19 protein-coding genes are annotated in these 19,275 nt (G+C 62.5%); 4 read left to right on the top strand and 15 right to left on the bottom strand.

What is annotated here, in order from left to right; translation table 11 throughout:
• Positions 1 to 145: 145 nt before the first annotated feature.
• From M8Q45_RS13055 to ribBA, 7 genes are all read right to left on the bottom strand, one after another.
• Entirely contained in the window at positions 146 to 1,189 is a 1,044-nt protein-coding gene (locus tag M8Q45_RS13055) for an LLM class flavin-dependent oxidoreductase (protein ID WP_249875094.1), read from the bottom strand.
• 34 nt (positions 1,190 to 1,223) lie between these two features.
• Complete coding sequence (locus M8Q45_RS13050; RefSeq protein ID WP_249875093.1) at positions 1,224 to 1,709, bottom strand: flavin reductase family protein; 486 nt, start codon at positions 1,707 to 1,709, stop codon at positions 1,224 to 1,226.
• Positions 1,710 to 1,751: 42 nt separating this feature from the next.
• The gene (locus M8Q45_RS13045; protein ID WP_249875092.1) at positions 1,752 to 2,903 is read right to left on the bottom strand and encodes an ABC transporter ATP-binding protein; all 1,152 of its coding nucleotides are present in this window, start codon (positions 2,901 to 2,903) and stop codon (positions 1,752 to 1,754) included.
• 17 nt (positions 2,904 to 2,920) lie between these two features.
• Positions 2,921 to 3,730: an ABC transporter permease gene (locus M8Q45_RS13040; protein ID WP_030142570.1), complete on the bottom strand. Its 810-nt coding sequence runs from the start codon at positions 3,728 to 3,730 to the stop codon at positions 2,921 to 2,923.
• Positions 3,731 to 3,736: 6 nt separating this feature from the next.
• A complete protein-coding gene (locus M8Q45_RS13035) occupies positions 3,737 to 4,672 on the bottom strand; it encodes an ABC transporter permease (protein ID WP_249875091.1) in 936 nt (311 codons plus the stop codon).
• Positions 4,669 to 5,694 (bottom strand): ABC transporter substrate-binding protein, encoded by a 1,026-nt coding sequence (locus tag M8Q45_RS13030; RefSeq protein ID WP_249875090.1) that lies wholly within the window; start codon positions 5,692 to 5,694, stop codon positions 4,669 to 4,671. The genes M8Q45_RS13035 and M8Q45_RS13030 overlap by 4 nt, the downstream gene beginning before the upstream one ends.
• Before the next feature lie 340 nt (positions 5,695 to 6,034).
• The gene (gene ribBA, locus M8Q45_RS13025) at positions 6,035 to 7,144 is read right to left on the bottom strand and encodes a bifunctional 3,4-dihydroxy-2-butanone-4-phosphate synthase/GTP cyclohydrolase II (RefSeq protein ID WP_249875089.1); all 1,110 of its coding nucleotides are present in this window, start codon (positions 7,142 to 7,144) and stop codon (positions 6,035 to 6,037) included.
• 78 nt (positions 7,145 to 7,222) lie between these two features.
• Here ribBA and M8Q45_RS13020 point away from each other — a divergent pair, with 78 nt between their 5' ends.
• Positions 7,223 to 7,519, top strand: a complete 297-nt coding sequence (locus M8Q45_RS13020) for a DUF1330 domain-containing protein (protein ID WP_249875088.1) — start codon at positions 7,223 to 7,225, stop codon at positions 7,517 to 7,519.
• Positions 7,520 to 8,375: 856 nt separating this feature from the next.
• Here the strand turns inward: M8Q45_RS13020 and M8Q45_RS13015 are convergent.
• From M8Q45_RS13015 to M8Q45_RS12980, 8 genes are all read right to left on the bottom strand, one after another.
• Positions 8,376 to 8,939 (bottom strand): NUDIX hydrolase, encoded by a 564-nt coding sequence (locus tag M8Q45_RS13015; RefSeq protein WP_249875087.1) that lies wholly within the window; start codon positions 8,937 to 8,939, stop codon positions 8,376 to 8,378.
• 2 nt (positions 8,940 to 8,941) lie between these two features.
• The gene (locus M8Q45_RS13010) at positions 8,942 to 9,694 is read right to left on the bottom strand and encodes a GntR family transcriptional regulator (RefSeq protein ID WP_249875086.1); all 753 of its coding nucleotides are present in this window, start codon (positions 9,692 to 9,694) and stop codon (positions 8,942 to 8,944) included.
• A 62-nt stretch (positions 9,695 to 9,756) separates the two neighbouring features.
• Entirely contained in the window at positions 9,757 to 10,161 is a 405-nt protein-coding gene (locus tag M8Q45_RS13005) for a carboxymuconolactone decarboxylase family protein (protein WP_249875085.1), read from the bottom strand.
• A complete protein-coding gene (locus M8Q45_RS13000; protein ID WP_249875084.1) occupies positions 10,158 to 11,633 on the bottom strand; it encodes an NAD-dependent succinate-semialdehyde dehydrogenase in 1,476 nt (491 codons plus the stop codon). Before M8Q45_RS13000 ends, M8Q45_RS13005 begins: the two co-directional genes overlap by 4 nt.
• Before the next feature lie 152 nt (positions 11,634 to 11,785).
• Positions 11,786 to 12,271: a flavin reductase family protein gene (locus M8Q45_RS12995; protein WP_030142561.1), complete on the bottom strand. Its 486-nt coding sequence runs from the start codon at positions 12,269 to 12,271 to the stop codon at positions 11,786 to 11,788.
• A gap of 12 nt (positions 12,272 to 12,283) precedes the next feature.
• Positions 12,284 to 13,765: an aldehyde dehydrogenase gene (locus M8Q45_RS12990; RefSeq protein ID WP_249875083.1), complete on the bottom strand. Its 1,482-nt coding sequence runs from the start codon at positions 13,763 to 13,765 to the stop codon at positions 12,284 to 12,286.
• The gene (locus M8Q45_RS12985; RefSeq protein WP_249875082.1) at positions 13,762 to 14,595 is read right to left on the bottom strand and encodes an alpha/beta fold hydrolase; all 834 of its coding nucleotides are present in this window, start codon (positions 14,593 to 14,595) and stop codon (positions 13,762 to 13,764) included. Before M8Q45_RS12985 ends, M8Q45_RS12990 begins: the two co-directional genes overlap by 4 nt.
• Before the next feature lie 45 nt (positions 14,596 to 14,640).
• Positions 14,641 to 15,231, bottom strand: a complete 591-nt coding sequence (locus M8Q45_RS12980; protein ID WP_047226613.1) for an amino acid synthesis family protein — start codon at positions 15,229 to 15,231, stop codon at positions 14,641 to 14,643.
• A gap of 707 nt (positions 15,232 to 15,938) precedes the next feature.
• Between M8Q45_RS12980 and M8Q45_RS12975 the strand changes: the two genes are divergently transcribed.
• Genes M8Q45_RS12975 through M8Q45_RS12965 form a run of 3 tightly spaced genes read left to right on the top strand, consistent with a single transcriptional unit; the run spans position 15,939 to position 19,096 of the window.
• Positions 15,939 to 17,348 carry a circularly permuted type 2 ATP-grasp protein gene (locus M8Q45_RS12975; protein ID WP_249875081.1) on the top strand — a complete coding sequence of 470 codons (1,410 nt, stop codon included), beginning with the start codon at positions 15,939 to 15,941 and terminating at the stop codon, positions 17,346 to 17,348.
• A gap of 3 nt (positions 17,349 to 17,351) precedes the next feature.
• Positions 17,352 to 18,302, top strand: a complete 951-nt coding sequence (locus M8Q45_RS12970) for an alpha-E domain-containing protein (protein WP_030142556.1) — start codon at positions 17,352 to 17,354, stop codon at positions 18,300 to 18,302.
• Positions 18,299 to 19,096, top strand: a complete 798-nt coding sequence (locus M8Q45_RS12965; RefSeq protein WP_181290193.1) for a transglutaminase family protein — start codon at positions 18,299 to 18,301, stop codon at positions 19,094 to 19,096. Before M8Q45_RS12970 ends, M8Q45_RS12965 begins: the two co-directional genes overlap by 4 nt.
• Positions 19,097 to 19,275 lie beyond the last annotated feature (179 nt).

Raw genomic sequence — 19,275 nt, 5'->3', positions numbered from 1 at the left:
CTCCCACAGTTGTTTTTGGGTGGTCTCAAGATTTGAGTACGCCACCGATCCCCTGTGGGAGCGAGCTTGCTCGCGAAAGCGGAGTGTCAGTTAACGATGATTTGACTGACTCGACGCCTTCGCGAGCAAGCTCGCTCCCACAGGATCAGCGAAACGCCGGCACTACCTGCTGGATAAACAGCTCCAGGGATTTCTTTTTCTCGGCATGGGACAGGCTGTTGTCGCACCAGAAGCTGAACTCGTCCACGCCCAGTTCCTGGTAATACTTGATCCGCTCGATGATCTGCTGCGGGGTGCCGATCATGGTGTTCTTGCGGATGTTCTCCAGCTGGAATTCCGGACGCTCGGCGAACTTCTCTTCCGGGCTCGGCGCCAGGAAGCCGTTGACCGGTGCCTGCTTGTTGCCAAACCAGGCATCGAAGGTGCGGTAGAACTTCGAGATGGCCTGGGCACCGACTTTCCAGCCTTCGGGATCGTCCACGGCATGCACGTGGGTGTGGCGCAGCACCATCAGTTGCGGGCGCGGCACGTCAGGGTTGTTGTCCAGGGCGGCCTGGAATTTGTTCTTCAGGTCGAGGACTTCCTCGTCGCCCTTCATCAGCGGCGTGACCATCACGTTGCAGCCATTGGCGACGGCGAAGTTATGGGAGTCGGGGTCGCGAGCGGCGATCCACATCGGCGGATGGGGCTTGCGGATCGGCTTCGGCACGCTGGTGGAGGTGGGGAATTTCCAGATCTCGCCGTCGTGGGCGTAATCACCCTGCCACAGGGCACGGACCACCGGGACCATTTCCCGCAAGGCCTGGCCGCCGGAGGAGGCGGGCATGCCGCCGGCCATGCGGTCGAACTCCACCTGATAGGCGCCCCGGGCCAGGCCGACTTCCATGCGGCCATTGCTGATCACGTCCAGCAACGCGCATTCGCCCGCCACCCGCAGCGGGTGCCAGAACGGCGCGATGATGGTGCCAGCGCCGAGGTGGATGGTGGTGGTCTTGCCGGCCAGGTACGCCAGCAGTGGCATCGGGCTTGGCGAAATGGTGTATTCCATGGCGTGGTGTTCGCCGATCCACACGGTGCTGAAACCACCGGCCTCGGCCATCAGGGTCAGCTCGCTCAGGTCTTCGAACAACTGGCGATGGCTGACGCTTTCGTCCCAGCGCTCCATGTGTACGAACAAAGAAAATTTCATGGCGCTTTCTCTTCTTGTCTTGTTGACGATCGGTTCAGGCGAGGACGGGCAGGGCGCCCATCTTGCCGTGGCAATAAACCAGCGGTCCCGGTGTGTGTTGCGGCACGATCAGGTTCTTCACCGCGCCGACCATGATGGCGTGGTCGCCGCCTTCGTATTCGCGCCACAGTTCGCACTCGATGATGGCGGTGGCGTTGCCCAGCAGCGGGTTGCCCAGTTCGCTCAGGGTCCAGTCGATGCCCTGGGCCTTGTCCTTGCCTTTGCGGGCAAAGGCATAGGCTTCGTTCTGTTGGCCGCCGGACAGCAGGTGGATGGCGAAGCGCTTGTTCTTGATCAGCACCGGATAGGAATCGGAGCTGTAGTTGGGGCAGAACAGCACCAGGGCCGGTTCCATCGACAACGAGCTGAAGGCGCTGGCGGTCAGGCCGACGATTTGACCGTCATCGTCGAGGGTGGTGATCACCGTCACGCCGGACGGAAACGAGCCCATGACTTGTTTGTAAACGTTGGCATCGATCATTTTCGCAATCCTCGCCCGCAGGCGGTTATGACCCAGTGTTCTTCAGTGAGCGCCGGCGGCCTTGTTCAGGTCGCTCTCGGCCCATTGGGTGTAGACGCAAGCATCGGCGGTGGCCCAGCGCACGCGCACCGGGTCGCCGGCCCTGAGCGGCATGCCAGCGGCGGACAGCGCCTTGACAGTCATGGCGGTGCCGCCGGAGGTGACCACGCTGCAAGTCTGGCTTTCGCCGAGGAACAGCACTTCCACGACCTTGGCCGCGACTTCGTTCCAGCCGGCCGGCAGGGCGTCCTGGCTGGCTTGTTCGACGCTCAGGGCCAAGGCTTTTTCCGGGCGCACCATCAGCAACACATCCTGTTCGACTTGCAGGCCGGCAGTCAGGCGGATCGACAGCGACTGGCCTTCGAAGGTCGCCGCGGCATTGCCCTGGGCCTTGAGCTTGAGGAAGTTGGAGTTGCCCAGGAACGAGGCGACGAAGGCGTTCGGCGGGTTCTGGTAGAGGTCATAGCCGCTGCCCAGGCCGACGATCTTGCCGTGGCTGAAAATCGCGATGCGCTGGGACAGGCGCATGGCTTCTTCCTGGTCATGGGTGACGTAGACGATGGTGATGCCCAGGCGCCGATGCAGTTGGCGCAACTCGTCTTGCAAGTCTTCGCGGAGCTTTTTATCCAGGGCGCCGAGGGGTTCGTCCATCAGCAGGATGCGTGGCTCGTAGACCAGCGCCCGGGCAATCGCCACGCGTTGCTGCTGGCCGCCGGACAGCTGCGAAGGGCGGCGATGGGCGAACTGTTCCAACTGAACCAGCTTGAGCATTGCATCGACGCGGCGATCACGTTCAGCCGCCGCGAGTTTGCGGATCGCCAGGGGAAAGGCGATGTTGTCGCGCACCGACAGGTGCGGGAACAGCGAATAGCGCTGGAACACCATGCCAATGTCGCGCTTGTGCGGCGGCACGTTGACCAGGGATTTGCCGTCCACCAGGATTTCGCCGCTGCTGGGGGTCTCGAACCCGGCCAGCATCGACAGCGTGGTGCTCTTGCCCGAGCCGCTGGAGCCGAGGAAGGTCAGGAACTCGCCGTCCTGGATTTCCAGGGAAATATCGTCCACGGCGGCAAAATCGCCGTAGTGCTTGTTCAGGTTGCGCAGGCTGACCAGGGTCTTGTTGTTCTGCTGTGCGGGGTCTTTGACGGCACTCATTGTGTTCTCCTAGGCGCTCAGGCGCTGATTTCATTGCGCCGGCGCAGGGCGGCGGCGATCACCATCACCAATACCGAGAGGCCGATCAGCAGCGTCGAAGCGACGGCGATCACAGGCGTCAGGTCCTGGCGCAGGGTGGTCCACATCTTGACGGGCAAGGTTTGCAGGGTCGGGCTGGCCATCATCACGCTCAGCACCACCTCGTCCCACGACACCAGGAACGCGAACAGCGCCCCGGCGACCATGCCCGGGCGAATCGCCGGGAACGTCACCTTGAACACCGCTTGCAGGCGCGAAGCACCGCAGATCACCGCCGCGTCCTCGATGGATTGGTCGAACAGCTTGAGCGAGTTGATGATCGAGATGATGGTGAACGGCAACGCGACGATGACGTGGCTGACCACGAAGGCAAACATCGTCCCGGTGTAGCCGAGCTTGAGGAACAACGCGTACACCGCCACCGCGATGATCACCAGCGGCACGATCATCGGCAGGGTGAACAGGCCGTAGAGCATTTCCCGGCCCGGAAAGCGTCCGCGCACCAGGGCAAACGCAGTAGGCAGGCCGAGGGCGACGGCGCAGACGGTGGTCAGCACCGCGACCTTGAGGCTGGTCAGCGCGGCGCTCATCCAGTCCGGGTTGGAAAAGAACTGGCCGTACCATTTGAACGTCCAGCCCGGTGGCGGGAACACCAGCCACTGGGACGAGCCGAATGACAGCAGCACGATGAACACGATCGGCAACAGCAGGAACAACGCGATCACGCCCGTGGTGAAATAGAGGCCGAACCGCATGCGCCGGCTCATGGCATTGGGAGTCAGGAGCATGGCGGCTTACCTCGCGTTGCTGGCGCCGACCGGGGATTCCGGCTGGAGCTTCAGGTAGAAGTAGAACAACACCAGGGTGATCGCCACCAACAAGGCTGCGCCGGCACTGGCCAGGCCCCAATTGAGGAACGATTGCACCTGCTGGATGATGAATTCAGGCAGCATCATGTTCTGCGCGCCGCCCAGCAGCGCCGGGGTCACGTAGTAACCGAGGGACATCACGAACACCATCAACCCGCCCGAGAACAGCCCCGGCCGGCACAGCGGCAGGAACACCCGGAAGAAGTTGGTCCAGGGGCTGGCGCCACAAATCGAACCGGCCTGCAGGATCATCGGGTCGATGGCCTGCATGGTCGCCTGCAAAGGCAGGACGATGAACGGGATCATGATGTAGCTCATGCCGATCACCACTCCGGTGAGGTTGTGCACCATCTCCAGCGGCTGATCAATGATGCCCAGCGCCATCAACGCCTTGTTCACCACGCCGGAGGCTTGCAGGAGCACCAGCCAGGAGTAGGTGCGGGCCAGCAGGCTGGTACACATCGACAGCAGCACGATGTTCAGCATCCAGCGGCCCCAGCCACGGGGCACCAGGGTAATCGCCCAGGCCAGCGGGAAGCCCAGCAAGAGGCTGAACAGCGTCACCAGCCCGGCCACCGAAAAGGTGTTGAACAGCACCCGGGCGTAGGCCGAGTTGGCGAACAGTTGCTCGTAGTTGCCCAGGCCCGGCACCGGCTCCAGCACCCCGCGCAGCAGCAGGCCGATCAGCGGCGCCAGGAAAAACAGGCCGAGGAACAGCAGGGCGGGGAGCAGGTTGCCCGCACCCCGCCAGCGTTGTGCCAGGGACGGCATCTGTTTCGACGTCACGGTCGCGGCGCTTGCCGAACCGGCAGCGCCGGTGGCGCTCCCGGTGCGAGGGGTTGCCGCTGCCGTCATTTTCATTTGACCAGCCATTCGTTCCACCGTGTCGCAATGTCCTGACCGTTCTTGGCCCAGTACGCAAAATCAAGCGTGATCTGATCCTTGGCGTAGGCGGTCGGCAAGTTGGGGGCGAGCACCGAATCCAGGCGTGCGATGCTGTCGACGTTGACCGGCGCGTAGGCGGTCAGGTTGGAGAAATCGGCCTGGCCCTTGGCGCTGCTGGCGTTGGCCAGGAACTTCATGGCGGCGGCCTTGTTTTTCGAGCCTTTTGGAATGACCAGGATGTCGGCCATGACCAGGTTCTGTTTCCAGCTTACGCCAACCGGCGCGCCGTCTTGTTGCAGGGCGTAGATACGACCGTTCCAGAACTGGCCGATGCTGGCTTCGCCGGACGCGAGCAACTGCTGGGACTGGGCGCCGCCGCCCCACCAGACGATGTCTTTCTTGATGGTGTCGAGCTTCTTGAAGGCGCGGTCCAGGTCCAGGGGATAGAGCTTGTCCTGAGTCACGCCGTCGGCCAACAGGGCCAGTTCCAGCACGCCAGGGCTTGGCCATTTGTAGAGGGCGCGCTTGCCGGGGTAGGTCTTGGTGTCGAACAGCGCGGACCAGTCCTGGGGCTTGCCCGAACCGAGCTTGCCTTCGTTGTAGCCAAGTACGAACGAGAAGTAGAAGGAGCCGACGCCGTGGTCGGAGACGAAGCGCGGGTCGATCTTGTCGCGCTGTACGACCGAGAAGTCGAGGGGTTCGAGCAGGCCTTCGGCGGCGGCGCGCAGGGCGAAGTCGGCCTCGACGTCGACCACGTCCCACTGCACGTTGCCACTTTCGACCATGGCCTTGAGCTTGCCGTAGTCGGTCGGGCCGTCCTGGACCACGGTGATGCCGCTCGCCTTGCTGAACGGGTCGGCCCAGGCCTGTTTCTGCGCGTCCTGGGTGCTGCCGCCCCAACTGACGAAGTTGACGCTTTCAGCGGCCATCGTCGCCTGGCTGGTGACACTCAGCAGACCGGCAAAAAGCATTGCGGCTGCACTTTTCTTCAACACCATTTTCACGCCCTCATTGTTGTGTTTATTGAGTGGGCTTCTGTTCGCCCACTTATCGGGAGCTTTGGGTCAATCGGTCTTGCCAATGACCGTGCCAAGGGGATGGCTGGAATCTTCGGTCTATGGAATATCATATTATGGTATTCCAAACTTTCTGCAAGCACTTTGCCGTACCGGCTATCTGTCTGGAGCGGATTTTTTCTATGTTCATGAACCCCTGTGGGAGCGAGCTTGCTCCGGGCGGCGATCCGACGATTGCGGTGTGTCAGTCGCTATCGATGTCGACAGATCCTTTGCCATCGCGAGCAAGCTCGCTCCCACACGGGATGTGTGTTGCCGTGGCCTATTCGGTAAAAGGAATACTCTCCACCACCTCCAAGTCATACCCGGTCAATCCTGCGTACTTGAGCGGCGGACCCAGGTGCCGCAGTTTCCCGACGCCCAGGTCCTGCAGAATCTGTGCGCCCGTGCCTACTTCAGAATAGATGCGCGATTGGGAACGGCTGAACTGGCGGGGCGGTTGGGTGAGCTGCGGCACACGCTCAAGCAGGGCCTGGGAGGACTCATGGTTCGCCAGCACCACCACCACGCCACGGCCTTCTTCGGCGACCCGTTGCAGTGCCGCCCAGAGCGTCCAGTTGGAAGGGCCGTTGTACTCGGCGCCGACCAGGTCGCGCAGCGGGTCGATCACGTGCACGCGCACCAGGGTCGGTTCCTCCCGGCGAATGTCGCCCATGACCATCGCCATGTGCACACCGCCTTCGATGCGGTCTTCAAAGGTGAACAGGCGGAAGGTGCCGTGGACCGTCGGCAATTCCCGCTCGCCGATGCGCACCACGGTGTGCTCGGTGCTCAGGCGGTAGTGGATCAGGTCGGCGATGGTGCCGATCTTGATGCCGTGCTTGCGGACGAAAATCTCCAGGTCCGGTCGACGGGCCATGGTGCCGTCGTCGTTCATCACTTCGACAATCACCGAGGCCGGTGTGAAGCCCGCCAGGCGCGCCAGGTCGCAGCCGGCTTCGGTGTGCCCGGCGCGGGTCAGCACGCCGCCTTCCTTGGCCCGCAGCGGGAAGATGTGCCCCGGTTGCACAATGTCGCTGGGCCCGGCATCGGCGGCCACGGCGGCGGCGACGGTGCGTGCCCGGTCGGCGGCGGAAATGCCGGTGGTCACGCCAATGGCGGCCTCGATGGACACGGTGAACGCCGTGCTGAACACGCTGCCGTTGCTCGGCACCATCTGCTCGAGACCCAGGCGCTGGCAATGCTCGTCGGTCAGGGTCAGGCAAATCAACCCACGGGCTTCCCGGGCCATGAAGCTGATGGCCCCGGCGTTGCAGCAATCGGCGGCCAGCAGCAGGTCGCCTTCGTTTTCCCGGTCTTCGTCATCCACCAGCAACACCATCTTGCCCAGGCGGTAGTCTTCGATGATTTCCTGAATGCTGTTAAAGGCCATGTCGGGCTCTCTTTGTTGATGGGCTTGCTGGAACGTCAATGTGGTATACCATAATACAAAACAAACCGAGAGGTCACTATGAAGGCGTACTGGATTGCTCATGTGGATGTCACCGACCCCGATCAATACAGCCAATACACCCAGCGGGCGCCGGCGGCGTTTGCCTTGTATGGCGGGCGAATGCTGGCCCGGGGCGGGCGCAGTGAGGCGATGGAGGGGAGGGCCACGCCGCAGCGCAGCGTGGTGATCGAATTCGATTCCTATGAACAGGCGTTGGCCTGCTATCACTCGGCGCAATATCAGGAGGCGAAGAAGCACCGCGCGGGCGTGGCGCAGGCCGAAGTGATCATCGTCGAGGGCGTGAAAACGGTGTAGGAACTGTAGGAGCTGCGTAGGAGCTGCGTAGGAGCTGCCGAGTGCAACGAGGCTGCGATCTTTCCCCGGACGGTTGAGTCCCGAGCGAAAGATCAAGATCAAGAGATCGCAGGCTTCGCCAGCTCCTACAGGGTCGTCAGGAGGTGTGTAGAAGCTGCGTAGAAGCTGCGTAGGAGCTGCCGAGTGCAACGAGGCTGCGATCTTTCCCCAAACGGTTGAGTCCCGAGCGAAAGATCAAGATCAAGATCAAAAGATCGCAGGCTTCGCCAGCTCCTACAGGGTCGTCAGGAGGTGTGTAGAAGCTGCGTAGGAGCTGCGTAGGAGCTGCCGAGTGCAACGAGGCTGCGATCTTTCCCCGGACGGTTGAGTCCCAAGCGAAAGATCAAGATCAAGATCAAGAGATCGCAGGCTTCGCCAGCTCCTACAGGGTCGTCAGGAGGTGTGTAGAAGCTGCGTAGGAGCTGCGTAGGAGCTGCCGAGTGCAACGAGGCTGCGATCTTTCCCCGGACGGTTGAGTCCCAAGCGAAAGATCAAGATCAAGATCAAGAGATCGCAGGCTTCGCCAGCTCCTACAGGGTCGTCAGGAGGTGTGTAGAAGCTGCGTAGGAGCTGCGTAGGAGCTGCCGAGTGCAACGAGGCTGCGATCTTTCCCCGGACGGTTGAGTCCCAAGCGAAAGATCAAGATCAAGATCAAGAGATCGCAGGCTTCGCCAGCTCCTACAGGGGCGTCAGGAGGTGTGTAGAAGCTGCGTAGGAGCTGCCGAGTGCAACGAGGCTGCGATCTTTCCCCAGACGGTTGAGTCCCAAGCGAAAGATCAAGATCAAAAGATCGCAGGCTTCGCCAGCGCCTACCGGGTCAGCGGATGAAGTGGATCTTGCCGCTGTCGTCGTTGCCCATGTAGATGCCATAGACCCCGGCCTGGCGTTCCTCGATATAGCGTTCGAGGATCTGCCGGATGGCCGGGTAATAAATGCTGTCCCACGGAATGTCTTCCGGGGCGAAGAACTGGCAGGCGAGGGTTTCCGGGCCGAACTGGCCGGTGATCTCCAGCGCGATGGCGCGGAAGATGATGTACACCTCGCTGATTGTCGGCACGCTGAAAATCGAATAGGGCGAGACGATTTCAGCGCGTACGCCGGTTTCTTCCCAGACTTCGCGCAGCGCCGCCTGTTCGGTGGTCTCGTTGCCTTCCATGAAACCGGCCGGCAATGTCCAGGTGCCGGGGCGCGGCGGGATTGCGCGCTGGCACAACAGGTATTTGCCGTCCTGCTCGATGATGCAGCCGGCAATGATCTTCGGGTTGACGTAATGGATGTAGCCGCAGCCGCCGCACATCAGCCGCTCATGGGTATCGCCCGCTGGCAGGCGCTGACTCAAATCAGCGCCGCCGCACTTTGGACAAAAGCTCGGGCTGAACATGATCAGCGTCCTATGCGAGGTTCTTTGAGCGCGATGGGCGCGGTGATTTCCGGGATGTCGCCGGTTTCTTCCTGCTTGCGCTTGAGGTATTCCAGCGCGACCTTGGCAGCGGCGCGCACGTGGTCGACGCAGGCCTGGTGGGCCGCCAGTGGATCGCCGCTCTTGATCGCCTCGACCATGCGCTCCATTTCCTGGTTACTGCTGCCGCGACGGTTTTCCTGGGACACCGACGTGGCCCGCAGGTAGCTGATGCGTGCCTGCAACTGGCGCAGCTGGGTGGCGGCGACATGGTTGCCGGAGCCTTCGAGCAGCACGTCGTAGAAGCCCTGGACCGAATCCAGTACCTGTTGCAGTTCGCCATCCTTGAGAGACTTGCGGTTTTCTTCCAGGGCCTTTTCCAGCGCCTTGATGTCCTTGGCCTTGGCCCGCAGGGTGAACAGCTGGACGATCAGGCCTTCGAGCACGCAACGCAGTTCATAAATGTCGCCGGCATCGGCCAGGGTGATGATCGCCACGCGTGGGCCCTTGGCATCGGCGAATTCGACCAGCCCTTCGGACTCAAGGTGACGCAGGGCTTCGCGCACCGACGTGCGGCTCACGCCCAGGCGATCGCACAGGTCGCGCTCGACCAGGCGATCGCCCGGCAGCAACTGGAAGTTCATGATGGCGCTTCGCAATTTATCCAGCACGATCTCGCGCAGGGTGACGGGGTTGCGATTGACCTTGAAGCTGTCGTCGAGTGGCAGGCGTTTCATGGGGTCCGCTCTGTAATGTGGCTGTCCATGCAAAACGGGCAAAACATCCATGCTCGTTCAGTTCAAACAGCCGAGGGTTGACTGGGGGCCTCGGCGTCGGCTTCGGCGAAGGCTTCGCGGGCAAGCCGGAAACTGTCTACGGCAGCGGGAACGCCGCAATAAATGCCGACCTGAAGCAGAATTTCGCGTATTTGCTCACGACTCAGGCCGTTACGCAAGGCGCCGCGCACATGCAGCTTGAGTTCATGCGGGCGATTGAGCGCCGAGATCATCGCCAGGTTGATCATGCTGCGCTCCTTGAGCGACAAACCCTCGCGACCCCAGACGTGGCCCCAGCAATATTCGGTGACCATTTCCTGCAACGGCCGGGTGAAGTCGTCGGCGTTCTCGATGGAGCGGTTGACGTAGGCCTCGCCCAATACCTGGGTGCGAATTTTCAGTCCCTGTTCGTATTTTTCGTTGCTCATCGTGGCGTGCTCCCAAAATCGTCGAGGCCACCCATCAAGGTGTACTTGAGCTCAAGGTAATCGTCGATGCCGTACTTCGAGCCTTCGCGGCCCAGGCCGGAGGACTTGATGCCGCCGAACGGCGCGACCTCGGTGGAAATCAACCCTTCGTTGATGCCGACCATGCCGTATTCCAAGGCTTCGCTCATGCGCCACGCACGGCCCAGGTCGCGGGTGTAGCAGTAGGCGGCGAGGCCGAACTCGGTATCGTTGGCCATCTGCACCGCCTCGGCCACGGAGTCGAAGCGAAAGACCGCCGCCAAGGGGCCGAAGGTTTCTTCCCGGGCGACTTTCATTTGCGCGGTGACGCCGGCCAGGACGGTGGGCTGGAAGAAGCCATGGCCCAAGGCGTGCCGTTTACCGCCGCAGAGCAATCGGGCGCCTTGGGCGAGGGCGTCTTGCACGTGGTCCTCGACTTTGGCCACGGCGCGCTCGTTGATCAGCGGGCCCTGGCTGACGCCTTGCTCAAAGCCGCTGCCAACGTTCAACTGAGCCACGCGCTCGGCCAGGCGCGCGACAAAGGCATCATGGATACCGGCCTGGACCAGGAAGCGGTTGACGCAGACGCAGGTCTGCCCGGCATTGCGGAACTTGGCGATCAGCGCGCCTTCCACGGCTCGCTCCAGGTTGGCGTCGTCGAACACGATGAAGGGCGCGTTGCCGCCCAGTTCCAGCGAGACTTTTTTCAGCGTTGGCGCACACTGTGCCATCAGCAATTTGCCAATGGCGGTAGAACCGGTGAAGGACAGCTTGCGCACCCGCGGGTTAGCGGTCAGCTCGCCACCGATGGCAATCGCATCGCCGGTGATGACGTTGAAGATGCCTGGCGGAATGCCGGCCTGTTCCGCCAAAGCCGCCATGGCCAATGCGGAGAAAGGCGTTTCCGGCGCCGGCTTGACGATGCACGGGCAACCGGCTGCCAACGCCGGGCCGGCCTTGCGGGTGATCATCGCCGCCGGGAAATTCCATGGGGTGATGGCCGCCACCACGCCGATCGGTTCCTTGCTCACCACAATGCGTGCGTCGCTTTTGTGGCTGGGGATGGTGTCGCCGTAGAGGCGCTTGGCTTCTTCGGCGAACCACTCGATGAAACTCGCGGCGTAGAGGATTTCGCCCTTGGCTTCGGCCAGCGGCTTGCCTTGCTCGAGGGTGAGGATTTCGGCCAGTGCGTCGGCGTTTTCGATCATCAAGTCGTGCCAGCGCCTGAGGATCTGGCTGCGCGCCTTGGCGGTCAGTGCGCGCCAGGCTGGCCAGGCTTTGTTGGCCGCTTCGATGGCTTGACGGGCGTGTGCGGCGCCGAGGTTCGGCACCTGGCCGATTTTTTCGCCGGTGGCCGGGTTGTAGATGTCCTGATGGGCGCCGTCGGGCGCCTCCAGCCATTGGCCGTCGATGTAGGCTTGCTGGCGGAACAGTTGCGAGGCTGCTGGGCTCATGCCGGCTCCTGGGGAAAGAATAAAGTTTGGCTGCGCTACTTCACCGGTGGGGCGAGCCTGCTCGCGAAAGCTTCGTGTCAGTCGACATCAATGTTGAATGTCAGACCGCATTCGCGAGCAGGCTCGCTCCCAGAGGAGGGCGGGTGGAGCCGTCAGGCCAGTGTGGGCAGCGGCCCGAGCTTGCCTTTGTGATAGATCATCGGCGTGACCGGTTGCTCGGGCAGGATCAGGTTCTTCACCGCGCCGACAATGATCGCGTGATCACCGCCATCGTATTCACGCCACAGTTCGCATTCGATGATCGCCGTGGCTTTGCCCAGCAGCGGGTTGCCCAGGTCGCTCAGGTGCCAATCGATGCCCTTGGCCTTGTCCTTGCCTTTCCCGGCGAAGGCATAGGCTTCGGCGGTCTGGTCGGCGGACAGCAAATGAATCGCGAATTGCTTGCTGTCGCGCAACACCGGGTAGGTGTCGGAGGCGTAGTTGGGGCAGAACAGCACCAGCGCCGGGTCGATGGACAACGCGCTGAAGGCGCTGGCAGTGATGCCAACGATATTGCCGTCCGGGTCCAGCGTCGTCACCACCGTGACGCCAGACGGGAAGGAGCTCATGACTTCTTTGTAGATGCCGGGTTCGATCATTTCTCAGGACTCCTAGCGCATCACGAACGGGTCAGGCATGGGGGCCTGGGAAAGGTTGATCCATACCGTTTTCAGCTCGGTATAGGCCAGCACCGAATCGATGCCGCTCTCGCGCCCGTAGCCGCTGTTCTTGAACCCGCCGATGGGCGCCATGGCCGACACCGCACGGTAAGTGTTGACCCAGATGATCCCGGAACGCACATCCCGGGCGAGGCGATGGGCGCGGCCCAGGTCGCGGGTCCAGATGCCGGCAGCGAGGCCGAACTGCGAGTCGTTGGCGATCGCCAGGGCTTCGGCTTCGTCCTTGAAACGAATCACCGAGGCCACCGGGCCGAAGACTTCTTCCTGCATGATCTTCATGGAGTTGCGGTCGCATTCGAACAGGGTCGGTTCGTAGAACCAGCCTTCGCCCAGGTGCGCCGGACGCTTGCCACCCAGGCGCAGGCGCGCGCCCTCGGCGATGGCGTCGGCCACCAGGCCTTCGACCACGGCCAGTTGCTGCGCGGTGGCCATGGGACCCATTTCGCTGGCGTCTTCCTGGGGGTTGCCGATGCGGATGCGCTGGGCGCGTTCCACCAGCCGCGAGACGAATTCGTCGTAGATTTCGTCCTGCACCAGCAGTCGCGAGCCGGAGACGCAACTTTGGCCAGAGGCCGCGTAGATCCCGGCAATCGCACCGTTGATGGCGCTGTCGAGGTCGGCGTCGGCAAAGATAATGTTGGGGGATTTGCCGCCCAGTTCCAGCGACAGCTTGGCAAAGTTCTCGGCGCTGCTGCGTACCACGTGGCGGGCCGTGGCGGCGCCGCCGGTGAAGGCAATCTTGCGCACCAGCGGATGGCGGGTGAGGGCGGCGCCGGTGCTCGGGCCGTAGCCGGTGATCACGTTGACCACGCCTGGTGGAATCCCGGCTTCCAAGGCGAGGCGGGCCAGTTCCAGGATCGTCGCCGAGGCGTGCTCGGACGGCTTGATCACGATGGTGTTGCCGGCCGCCAGTGCCGGGGCCAACTTGATGGCGGTGAGGTACAGCGGGCTGTTCCACGGAATGATTGCCGCGACCACACCCATGGCTTCGTGCACGGTGTAGGCGAACAGGTCCGGCTTGTCGAGGGGCAGGGTGCCGCCTTCGAGCTTGTCGGCCAGGCCTGCGGTGTAGTGGAAAAACTCCGGCAGGTAACCGACCTGGCCGCGTGTCTCACGGATCAGCTTGCCATTGTCGCGGCTTTCGAGCTGGGCCAGTTGCTCCTTGTTTTCGGCGATCAGGTCACCGAGGCGGCGCAGCAGCTTGCCGCGCGCGGTGGCGGTCAGCCCGCGCCAGGCCGGGCTGTCGAAAGCGGTTTGGGCGGCGTTTACGGCGCGATCGACATCGGCTTCGCCGGCATCGGGCAACTCGGCCCAGGGCTCGGCGAGCGCCGGGTTCAGGCTCTGGAAGGTCTTGCCGGACAGCGCATCGACCCATTCACCGCCGATGCACATCGAAAAGCGTGTGAGTGTCATGCAACGATCCCCTTTATTGAATTTTGTCGGGTGCTGGCCGTGTCGAGGAATTCCAGCAACAACTGGTTGACCAGGCGCGGCGACTCTACCGGCATCATATGCCGCTGTTCCGCGAGCACGGCAACTGTCGCGCCGGGAATTCGCTCGGCCAGTTGCCGGGCCATTTGCGGGGTGGAACCAGGGTCCAGTTCACCGGTGGCGATCAGGGTCGGCACCTGGATGCTGCCCAGGTCTTCGGCGCGGTACATGTCCTGGGTGGCGAACAGTTCGTAGGTGGTCAGGTAGCCCTGGGGGTCGTTCTGGGCCAGGGTCTGGCGCAGCGCGGCAATCTGCGCCGGGTTCGCGGCCTGGTACTCACGGCTGAACCAGCGCGACAGGGCGGCCTCGGCGTTGGCGTCCGGGCCGTGCTCGGCGGCTTGCGCCGTGCGGGCAATGACCCCGGCGCGCTGTTCGGCGCTGCGGTTGAACACACTGTTGAGCACCACCAGGCCTTGCAGGCGCTGCGGGTAATGCAAGGCGAACGCCCGCGCCACCAGGCCTCCCATCGAAAAACCGATGACCGTGGCCTGGGGCAACTGCAGATGATCCAGCAACTCCAGTAACTGGTCGGCGTAGCCGAGCAGGTCGGTGCCGGCGGCGGGACGCGGGCTGGCGCCATGGCCGAGCATGTCATAGGCGATGACGCGGTAATTCGTGGCCAGGCCAACGACCTGGCCGCCCCACATTTCTTTGTTCAGGCCCACGCCGTGGATCAAAACCACGGGCTGGCCTTGGCCGGTTGCCAGGTAACTGGTGCCGGCCGGGGTGAGTTCAGCGGTGAGCCGAATCATGGAGCGCTCCTGCATGCCTTTTTTATTGTGGTTGCTTCGGCTGGATCACTGCGCCTTTTCGGCCGCCAGTTCTTCCAGGTCGATATAGCGGTTGCCGATGCGCGGATGCAGGCGACCACCGTCGGCGCAGCCCAGCACCACGACGATTTCGTCGGCGCGCGGTGCGTCTTCGATCTGCATTTCCAGGGTGATGTAATGCGAGCGCAGGCCTTCGTCGTCCTTGTGCATCATCGGGATCTGGATCGAAGTGCCGGGGCCGCCGCGCTTGTTGGTGAAGCTCAGGTAGCTCTTGGCCTTAACCGCTTCGCGGTAGTGATTGCCGAAGCGCAAGGTGTGGATCACGGCCGAGGCGTGCTCGATTTCACCGTCGGCGCCAACGACCGCGGCCTTGCCATAGGCTTCGATTTTTTCCGCACCGCCGATGATGCCCACCAGGCGCTCGACCATCAGCGCACCGAGGTCGGAGCAATTGGCGCGGATTTCCGGTTTCAGGTCTTCGACGAAACCACGGCCCAGCCAAGGGTTCTTCATGACCACCGCCAGCCCGACCATGGTCACCGGCTTGTCGGTGGCCTTGCCGCCTTCGATGAAGGTTTCTTCGACATAGCTGACGATCTTGCGAATTTCGAAACTCATGAGCTGCTCCGTGGGAGATGAGAAGTGTCTGTGCGTATGATGGTATACCATAATACTGTTCGTGCAAGCGTCCACTTTGAATTTGTTCGAAGGGAGGCGACGGAAGGCTGGGGTTCGAGGAGATAGGGCTCTTGTGGCGAGGGGATTTATCCCCGCTGGGTTGCGAAGCGACCCCAAACAGCTCGATCCGTCAGGAGCATCCAGGTAGCTCATCGGAGGGTCGCTGCGCGACCCAGCGGGGATAAATCCCCTCGCCACAGGAAATTCGCAGCTACAGTGAATGGGTATTAATTTCCCCTTTTCGGGGCGTTCGGCCTCGACTTCCCGTTTGTCTGCACCGATTCGACCCGTTTGCAATGTCGACGCCTGAAATCGGGATAAGCGTTTCAGCCTGAAAATTCTTTTTCGTCGCAAAATCGAAAATAAATTTCGCTTTTTCGCCGTTTCGCGTCGGTTTTTCCAGCATCGCCTCGATCGGCCGCACTTAGGCACAGCCCTTGCTTCGGCTCCACGACAACCCGACGAACAGGAGATTCGATACGCAGAGATAAAAGGGGGCGCACGTCATCCGGACGCAAAGGCCTGAATCAGAGACCCATGCCTGACGAGGTACTCGAAGAACCAGGGCTCACAAACTAGGCAAGGCCGCATTGGTGGAATGACGACGTAATAAGAAATGCCGTGTACGACACGGCTTGGAGTTGGCTATGCCCCACGCTTTTTTCAATGAAATGTACGACGCCAAGGGTGACTGCCGCCCGCATTACCAAGCTTTCTCGCGCTGGCTGGCGGACACGCCGCTGGAGTTGCTGGAGCAACGCCGCCGCGAAGCCGACCTGCTGTTTCATCGGGCCGGCATCACCTTCACTCTATATGGGGACGAGCAGGGCACCGAGCGCTTGATCCCCTTCGACATCATCCCCCGCAGCATCAAGGCCAGCGAATGGCAAACCGTCGAACGTGGCTGCATCCAGCGGGTCCAGGCCCTGAACATGTTCCTGGCCGACATCTACCACGGCCAGCGCATTCTCAAGGAAGGCATCATTCCGGCTGAGCAGGTGCTCGCCAACGAGGGGTATCAGATTGCGATGCAGGGCCTGGACCTGCACCGAGGCATCTACGCCCACATCGCTGGCGTTGATCTGGTTCGTGACGGCGATGGCAGCTACTACGTGCTGGAAGACAACCTGCGCACGCCCAGTGGCGTGAGCTACATGCTCGAAGACCGCAAGATGATGATGCGCCTGTTCCCCGAGCTCTTCGCCGCCCAGCGCGTGGCGCCTATCGATCATTATCCGAACCTGTTGCTCGATACCCTCAAGAGCTCCAGCCCGCTGGACAACCCGACTGCCGTGGTCCTGACTCCAGGGCGTTTCAACAGCGCCTATTTCGAGCATGCGTTCCTGGCTCGGGAAATGGGCGTGGAGCTGGTGGAGGGCGCGGACCTGTTCGTGCGCGACGACCACGTCTATATGCGCACCACCGCCGGGCCCAAGCAGGTGGATGTGATCTACCGTCGCCTGGACGATGCCTACCTCGATCCGTTGTCCTTCAACCCCGACTCCATGCTCGGCGTGCCCGGGCTGATCGCGGTCTACCGTGCAGGCAATGTGGTGCTGGCAAACGCCGTCGGCACGGGCGTGGCGGATGACAAGTCGATCTACCCCTACGTCGACGAGATGATTCGGTTCTACCTGACCGAAGAGCCGATCCTGAAGAACGTGCCGACCTGGCAGTGCCGCAAACCCCAGGACCTGTCCCATGTCCTGGCGAACCTGCCGGACCTGGTGGTCAAGGAAACCCAAGGCTCCGGCGGCTACGGCATGCTGGTCGGGCCGGCTGCCACCGCGGCGGAGATCGAAGATTTCCGCGCGCGCCTCAAGGCTCGCCCCGAGGCCTACATCGCCCAGCCGACCTTGAGCCTGTCTACTTGCCCGACCTTTGTCGAAAGCGGCATCGCCCCGCGCCACATCGATCTGCGTCCGTTCGTGCTGTCCGGCAAGGAGACTCGCCTGGTGCCCGGCGGCCTGACCCGCGTGGCGCTGCGCGAAGGCTCGCTGGTGGTGAACTCGTCCCAGGGCGGCGGCACCAAGGACACTTGGGTAGTGGAGGATTAAGACATGCTTTCAAGAACCGCTTCGGACCTCTATTGGATGTCCCGCTACCTGGAGCGCGCCGAGAACCTGGCGCGCATGCTCGAGGTCAGCTATTCGCTGTCGCTGATGCCCCAGGCCGGACGCGGCGACGGCCAGGCCGAGTTGGCGATGTCGCTGCTGGCCGCCGGTACGCTGGATGACTACAACGCCCGCTATGACGCGCTCAACACCGAGCGCATGCTGCACTTTTTCGCCTTGGATGAAACCAACCCCGGCAGCATCTATAGCTGTCTGCGGGCGGCGCGGACCAACGCCCATGCCGTGCGCGGGCGCATCACCGCCGACATGTGGGAAAACATCAACGCCACTTGGCTGGAAATGCGCAACATTGCCAGCAACGGCCTCGGCCGCTACGGCATCAGTCATTTCTGCGAGTGGGTGAAGGAGCGCTCGCACCTGTTCCGTGGCGCGACGTCGGGCACGATCATGCGCAACGATGCCTACTGTTTCATTCGCCTGGGGACGTTCATCGAACGCGCCGACAACACCTTGCGCCTGCTGGACGCACGCTACGAAATGTTCGGCGAGGAATCGGAGGAGGTCAGCGATAACTCCGCGCGTGGTTATTACCAGTGGAGTGCCTTGCTGCGGGCATTGTCTTCGTTCGAGGCGTTCAACGAGATCTACCGCAACGCGCCGAATGCCGAGCAGGTGTCCGAGATGTTGCTGCTGCGGGCCGACGTGCCGCGCTCGCTGCACGCCTGCATCGAGGAGCTTGACCATATCCTCGCTAGCCTGCCGGGCAACAACGGCCGACCGGCCCAGCGCCTGGCCGCGGAGTTAAATGCACGGCTGCGGTATTCCGGAATCGACGAGATCCTTGCGTCGGGCCTGCACCAGTGGTTGACCGAACTCATTGGCCAGATCCGTCATTTGGGCCAGACCGTCCACGAGTCCTATCTGGAGGTGGTATGAAACTGTCCATACGCCACGACACCACCTACAGCTACGCCGATGAAGTCTGCACCAGCATCCAGTTCCTGCGCCTGACGCCCCGGGACACCCCACGCCAGCGCATCCTGCAATGGCACCTGGAACTGCCGCGACTGGTGCGTAGCCAGCTTGACCCCTATGGCAACATCCTCCACGTGATGACCATGGACGAGCCCCACGGCGCGCTGATATTGACCGCCTATGGCGAGGTGCAGATCAACCAGGCGGTGGAGATGGAGCCCGATGACCAGTCACCGCTGCCATTCCTGCGCACCAGCCGACTCTCCCTGGCGGATGACAGTCTCAGCGCCTTCGCCATGGAACAATGTGGAGACCGGCGAGATCGATCGGCGCTGGGCAACTTGATGAACGGCCTGGCCGACCGCATGCCCTACAGCCCCGGCGCGACGGCCGTCAGCAGCACGGCCGCCGAGGCGTTTGCCGGTGGTGCCGGGGTCTGCCAGGACCATGCCCATGCATTCGTGGCCTGCGCCCGCAGCCTCGGCGTGCCGGCGCGGTATGTGTCCGGCTACCTGTGCACCGAGGACGAGAACCATTTGGCCAGTCACGCCTGGGCCGAGGCCTGGTTGGATGACGGTTGGTACAGCTTCGACGTGACCAATCGTCTGGTTCGTCCCGACCGCCATTTGAAGTTGGCGGTTGGCCTTGATTACCTCGACGCCTGTCCGGTACGTGGCATGCGCCGAGGTGGCGGGGCGGAGCAGATGCAGGCGCGGGTGCAGGTGAGCTCGATGGTGCAGGTGCAGCATCAGTGATCTGACTATTGAAGCCCAAGGCCTTTTCGCGAGCAGGCTCGCTCCCACAATGGACAAGGTGTACCCACACCCCTGTGGGAGCGAGCCTGCTCGCGAAGGCGGCCGATGGAATACCGCTATCACAAGCTCGCCTGTGCAACGACCACCGGCTTATAGTGGCCGGCCATGTCGCGTCTCCA

It is taken from the genome of Pseudomonas sp. T1.Ur (genome assembly GCF_023516725.1).
GTDB lineage: Bacteria > Pseudomonadota > Gammaproteobacteria > Pseudomonadales > Pseudomonadaceae > Aquipseudomonas > Aquipseudomonas alvandae.
This window is presented reverse-complemented; position numbering and strand designations above follow the sequence as displayed.

Excerpts from the sequence above, each read along its gene's own strand:
- M8Q45_RS13030 (WP_249875090.1), bottom strand. The coding sequence starts at position 5,694 with ATGGTGTTGAAGAAAAGTGCAGCCGCAATGCTTTTTGCCGGTCTGCTG.
- M8Q45_RS13005 (WP_249875085.1), bottom strand. The coding sequence starts at position 10,161 with ATGAGCAACGAAAAATACGAACAGGGACTGAAAATTCGCACCCAGGTA.
- M8Q45_RS13045 (WP_249875092.1), bottom strand. The coding sequence starts at position 2,903 with ATGAGTGCCGTCAAAGACCCCGCACAGCAGAACAACAAGACCCTGGTC.
- M8Q45_RS12980 (WP_047226613.1), bottom strand. The coding sequence starts at position 15,231 with ATGAGTTTCGAAATTCGCAAGATCGTCAGCTATGTCGAAGAAACCTTC.
- M8Q45_RS12970 (WP_030142556.1), top strand. The coding sequence starts at position 17,352 with ATGCTTTCAAGAACCGCTTCGGACCTCTATTGGATGTCCCGCTACCTG.
- M8Q45_RS13035 (WP_249875091.1), bottom strand. The coding sequence starts at position 4,672 with ATGAAAATGACGGCAGCGGCAACCCCTCGCACCGGGAGCGCCACCGGC.
- M8Q45_RS12995 (WP_030142561.1), bottom strand. The coding sequence starts at position 12,271 with ATGATCGAACCCGGCATCTACAAAGAAGTCATGAGCTCCTTCCCGTCT.
- M8Q45_RS13000 (WP_249875084.1), bottom strand. The coding sequence starts at position 11,633 with ATGAGCCCAGCAGCCTCGCAACTGTTCCGCCAGCAAGCCTACATCGAC.
- M8Q45_RS13010 (WP_249875086.1), bottom strand. The coding sequence starts at position 9,694 with ATGAAACGCCTGCCACTCGACGACAGCTTCAAGGTCAATCGCAACCCC.
- M8Q45_RS12985 (WP_249875082.1), bottom strand. The coding sequence starts at position 14,595 with ATGATTCGGCTCACCGCTGAACTCACCCCGGCCGGCACCAGTTACCTG.
- M8Q45_RS12990 (WP_249875083.1), bottom strand. The coding sequence starts at position 13,765 with ATGACACTCACACGCTTTTCGATGTGCATCGGCGGTGAATGGGTCGAT.
- M8Q45_RS12975 (WP_249875081.1), top strand. The coding sequence starts at position 15,939 with ATGCCCCACGCTTTTTTCAATGAAATGTACGACGCCAAGGGTGACTGC.
- ribBA (WP_249875089.1), bottom strand. The coding sequence starts at position 7,144 with ATGGCCTTTAACAGCATTCAGGAAATCATCGAAGACTACCGCCTGGGC.
- M8Q45_RS13040 (WP_030142570.1), bottom strand. The coding sequence starts at position 3,730 with ATGCTCCTGACTCCCAATGCCATGAGCCGGCGCATGCGGTTCGGCCTC.
- M8Q45_RS12965 (WP_181290193.1), top strand. The coding sequence starts at position 18,299 with ATGAAACTGTCCATACGCCACGACACCACCTACAGCTACGCCGATGAA.
- M8Q45_RS13015 (WP_249875087.1), bottom strand. The coding sequence starts at position 8,939 with ATGTTCAGCCCGAGCTTTTGTCCAAAGTGCGGCGGCGCTGATTTGAGT.
- M8Q45_RS13020 (WP_249875088.1), top strand. The coding sequence starts at position 7,223 with ATGAAGGCGTACTGGATTGCTCATGTGGATGTCACCGACCCCGATCAA.
- M8Q45_RS13050 (WP_249875093.1), bottom strand. The coding sequence starts at position 1,709 with ATGATCGATGCCAACGTTTACAAACAAGTCATGGGCTCGTTTCCGTCC.
- M8Q45_RS13055 (WP_249875094.1), bottom strand. The coding sequence starts at position 1,189 with ATGAAATTTTCTTTGTTCGTACACATGGAGCGCTGGGACGAAAGCGTC.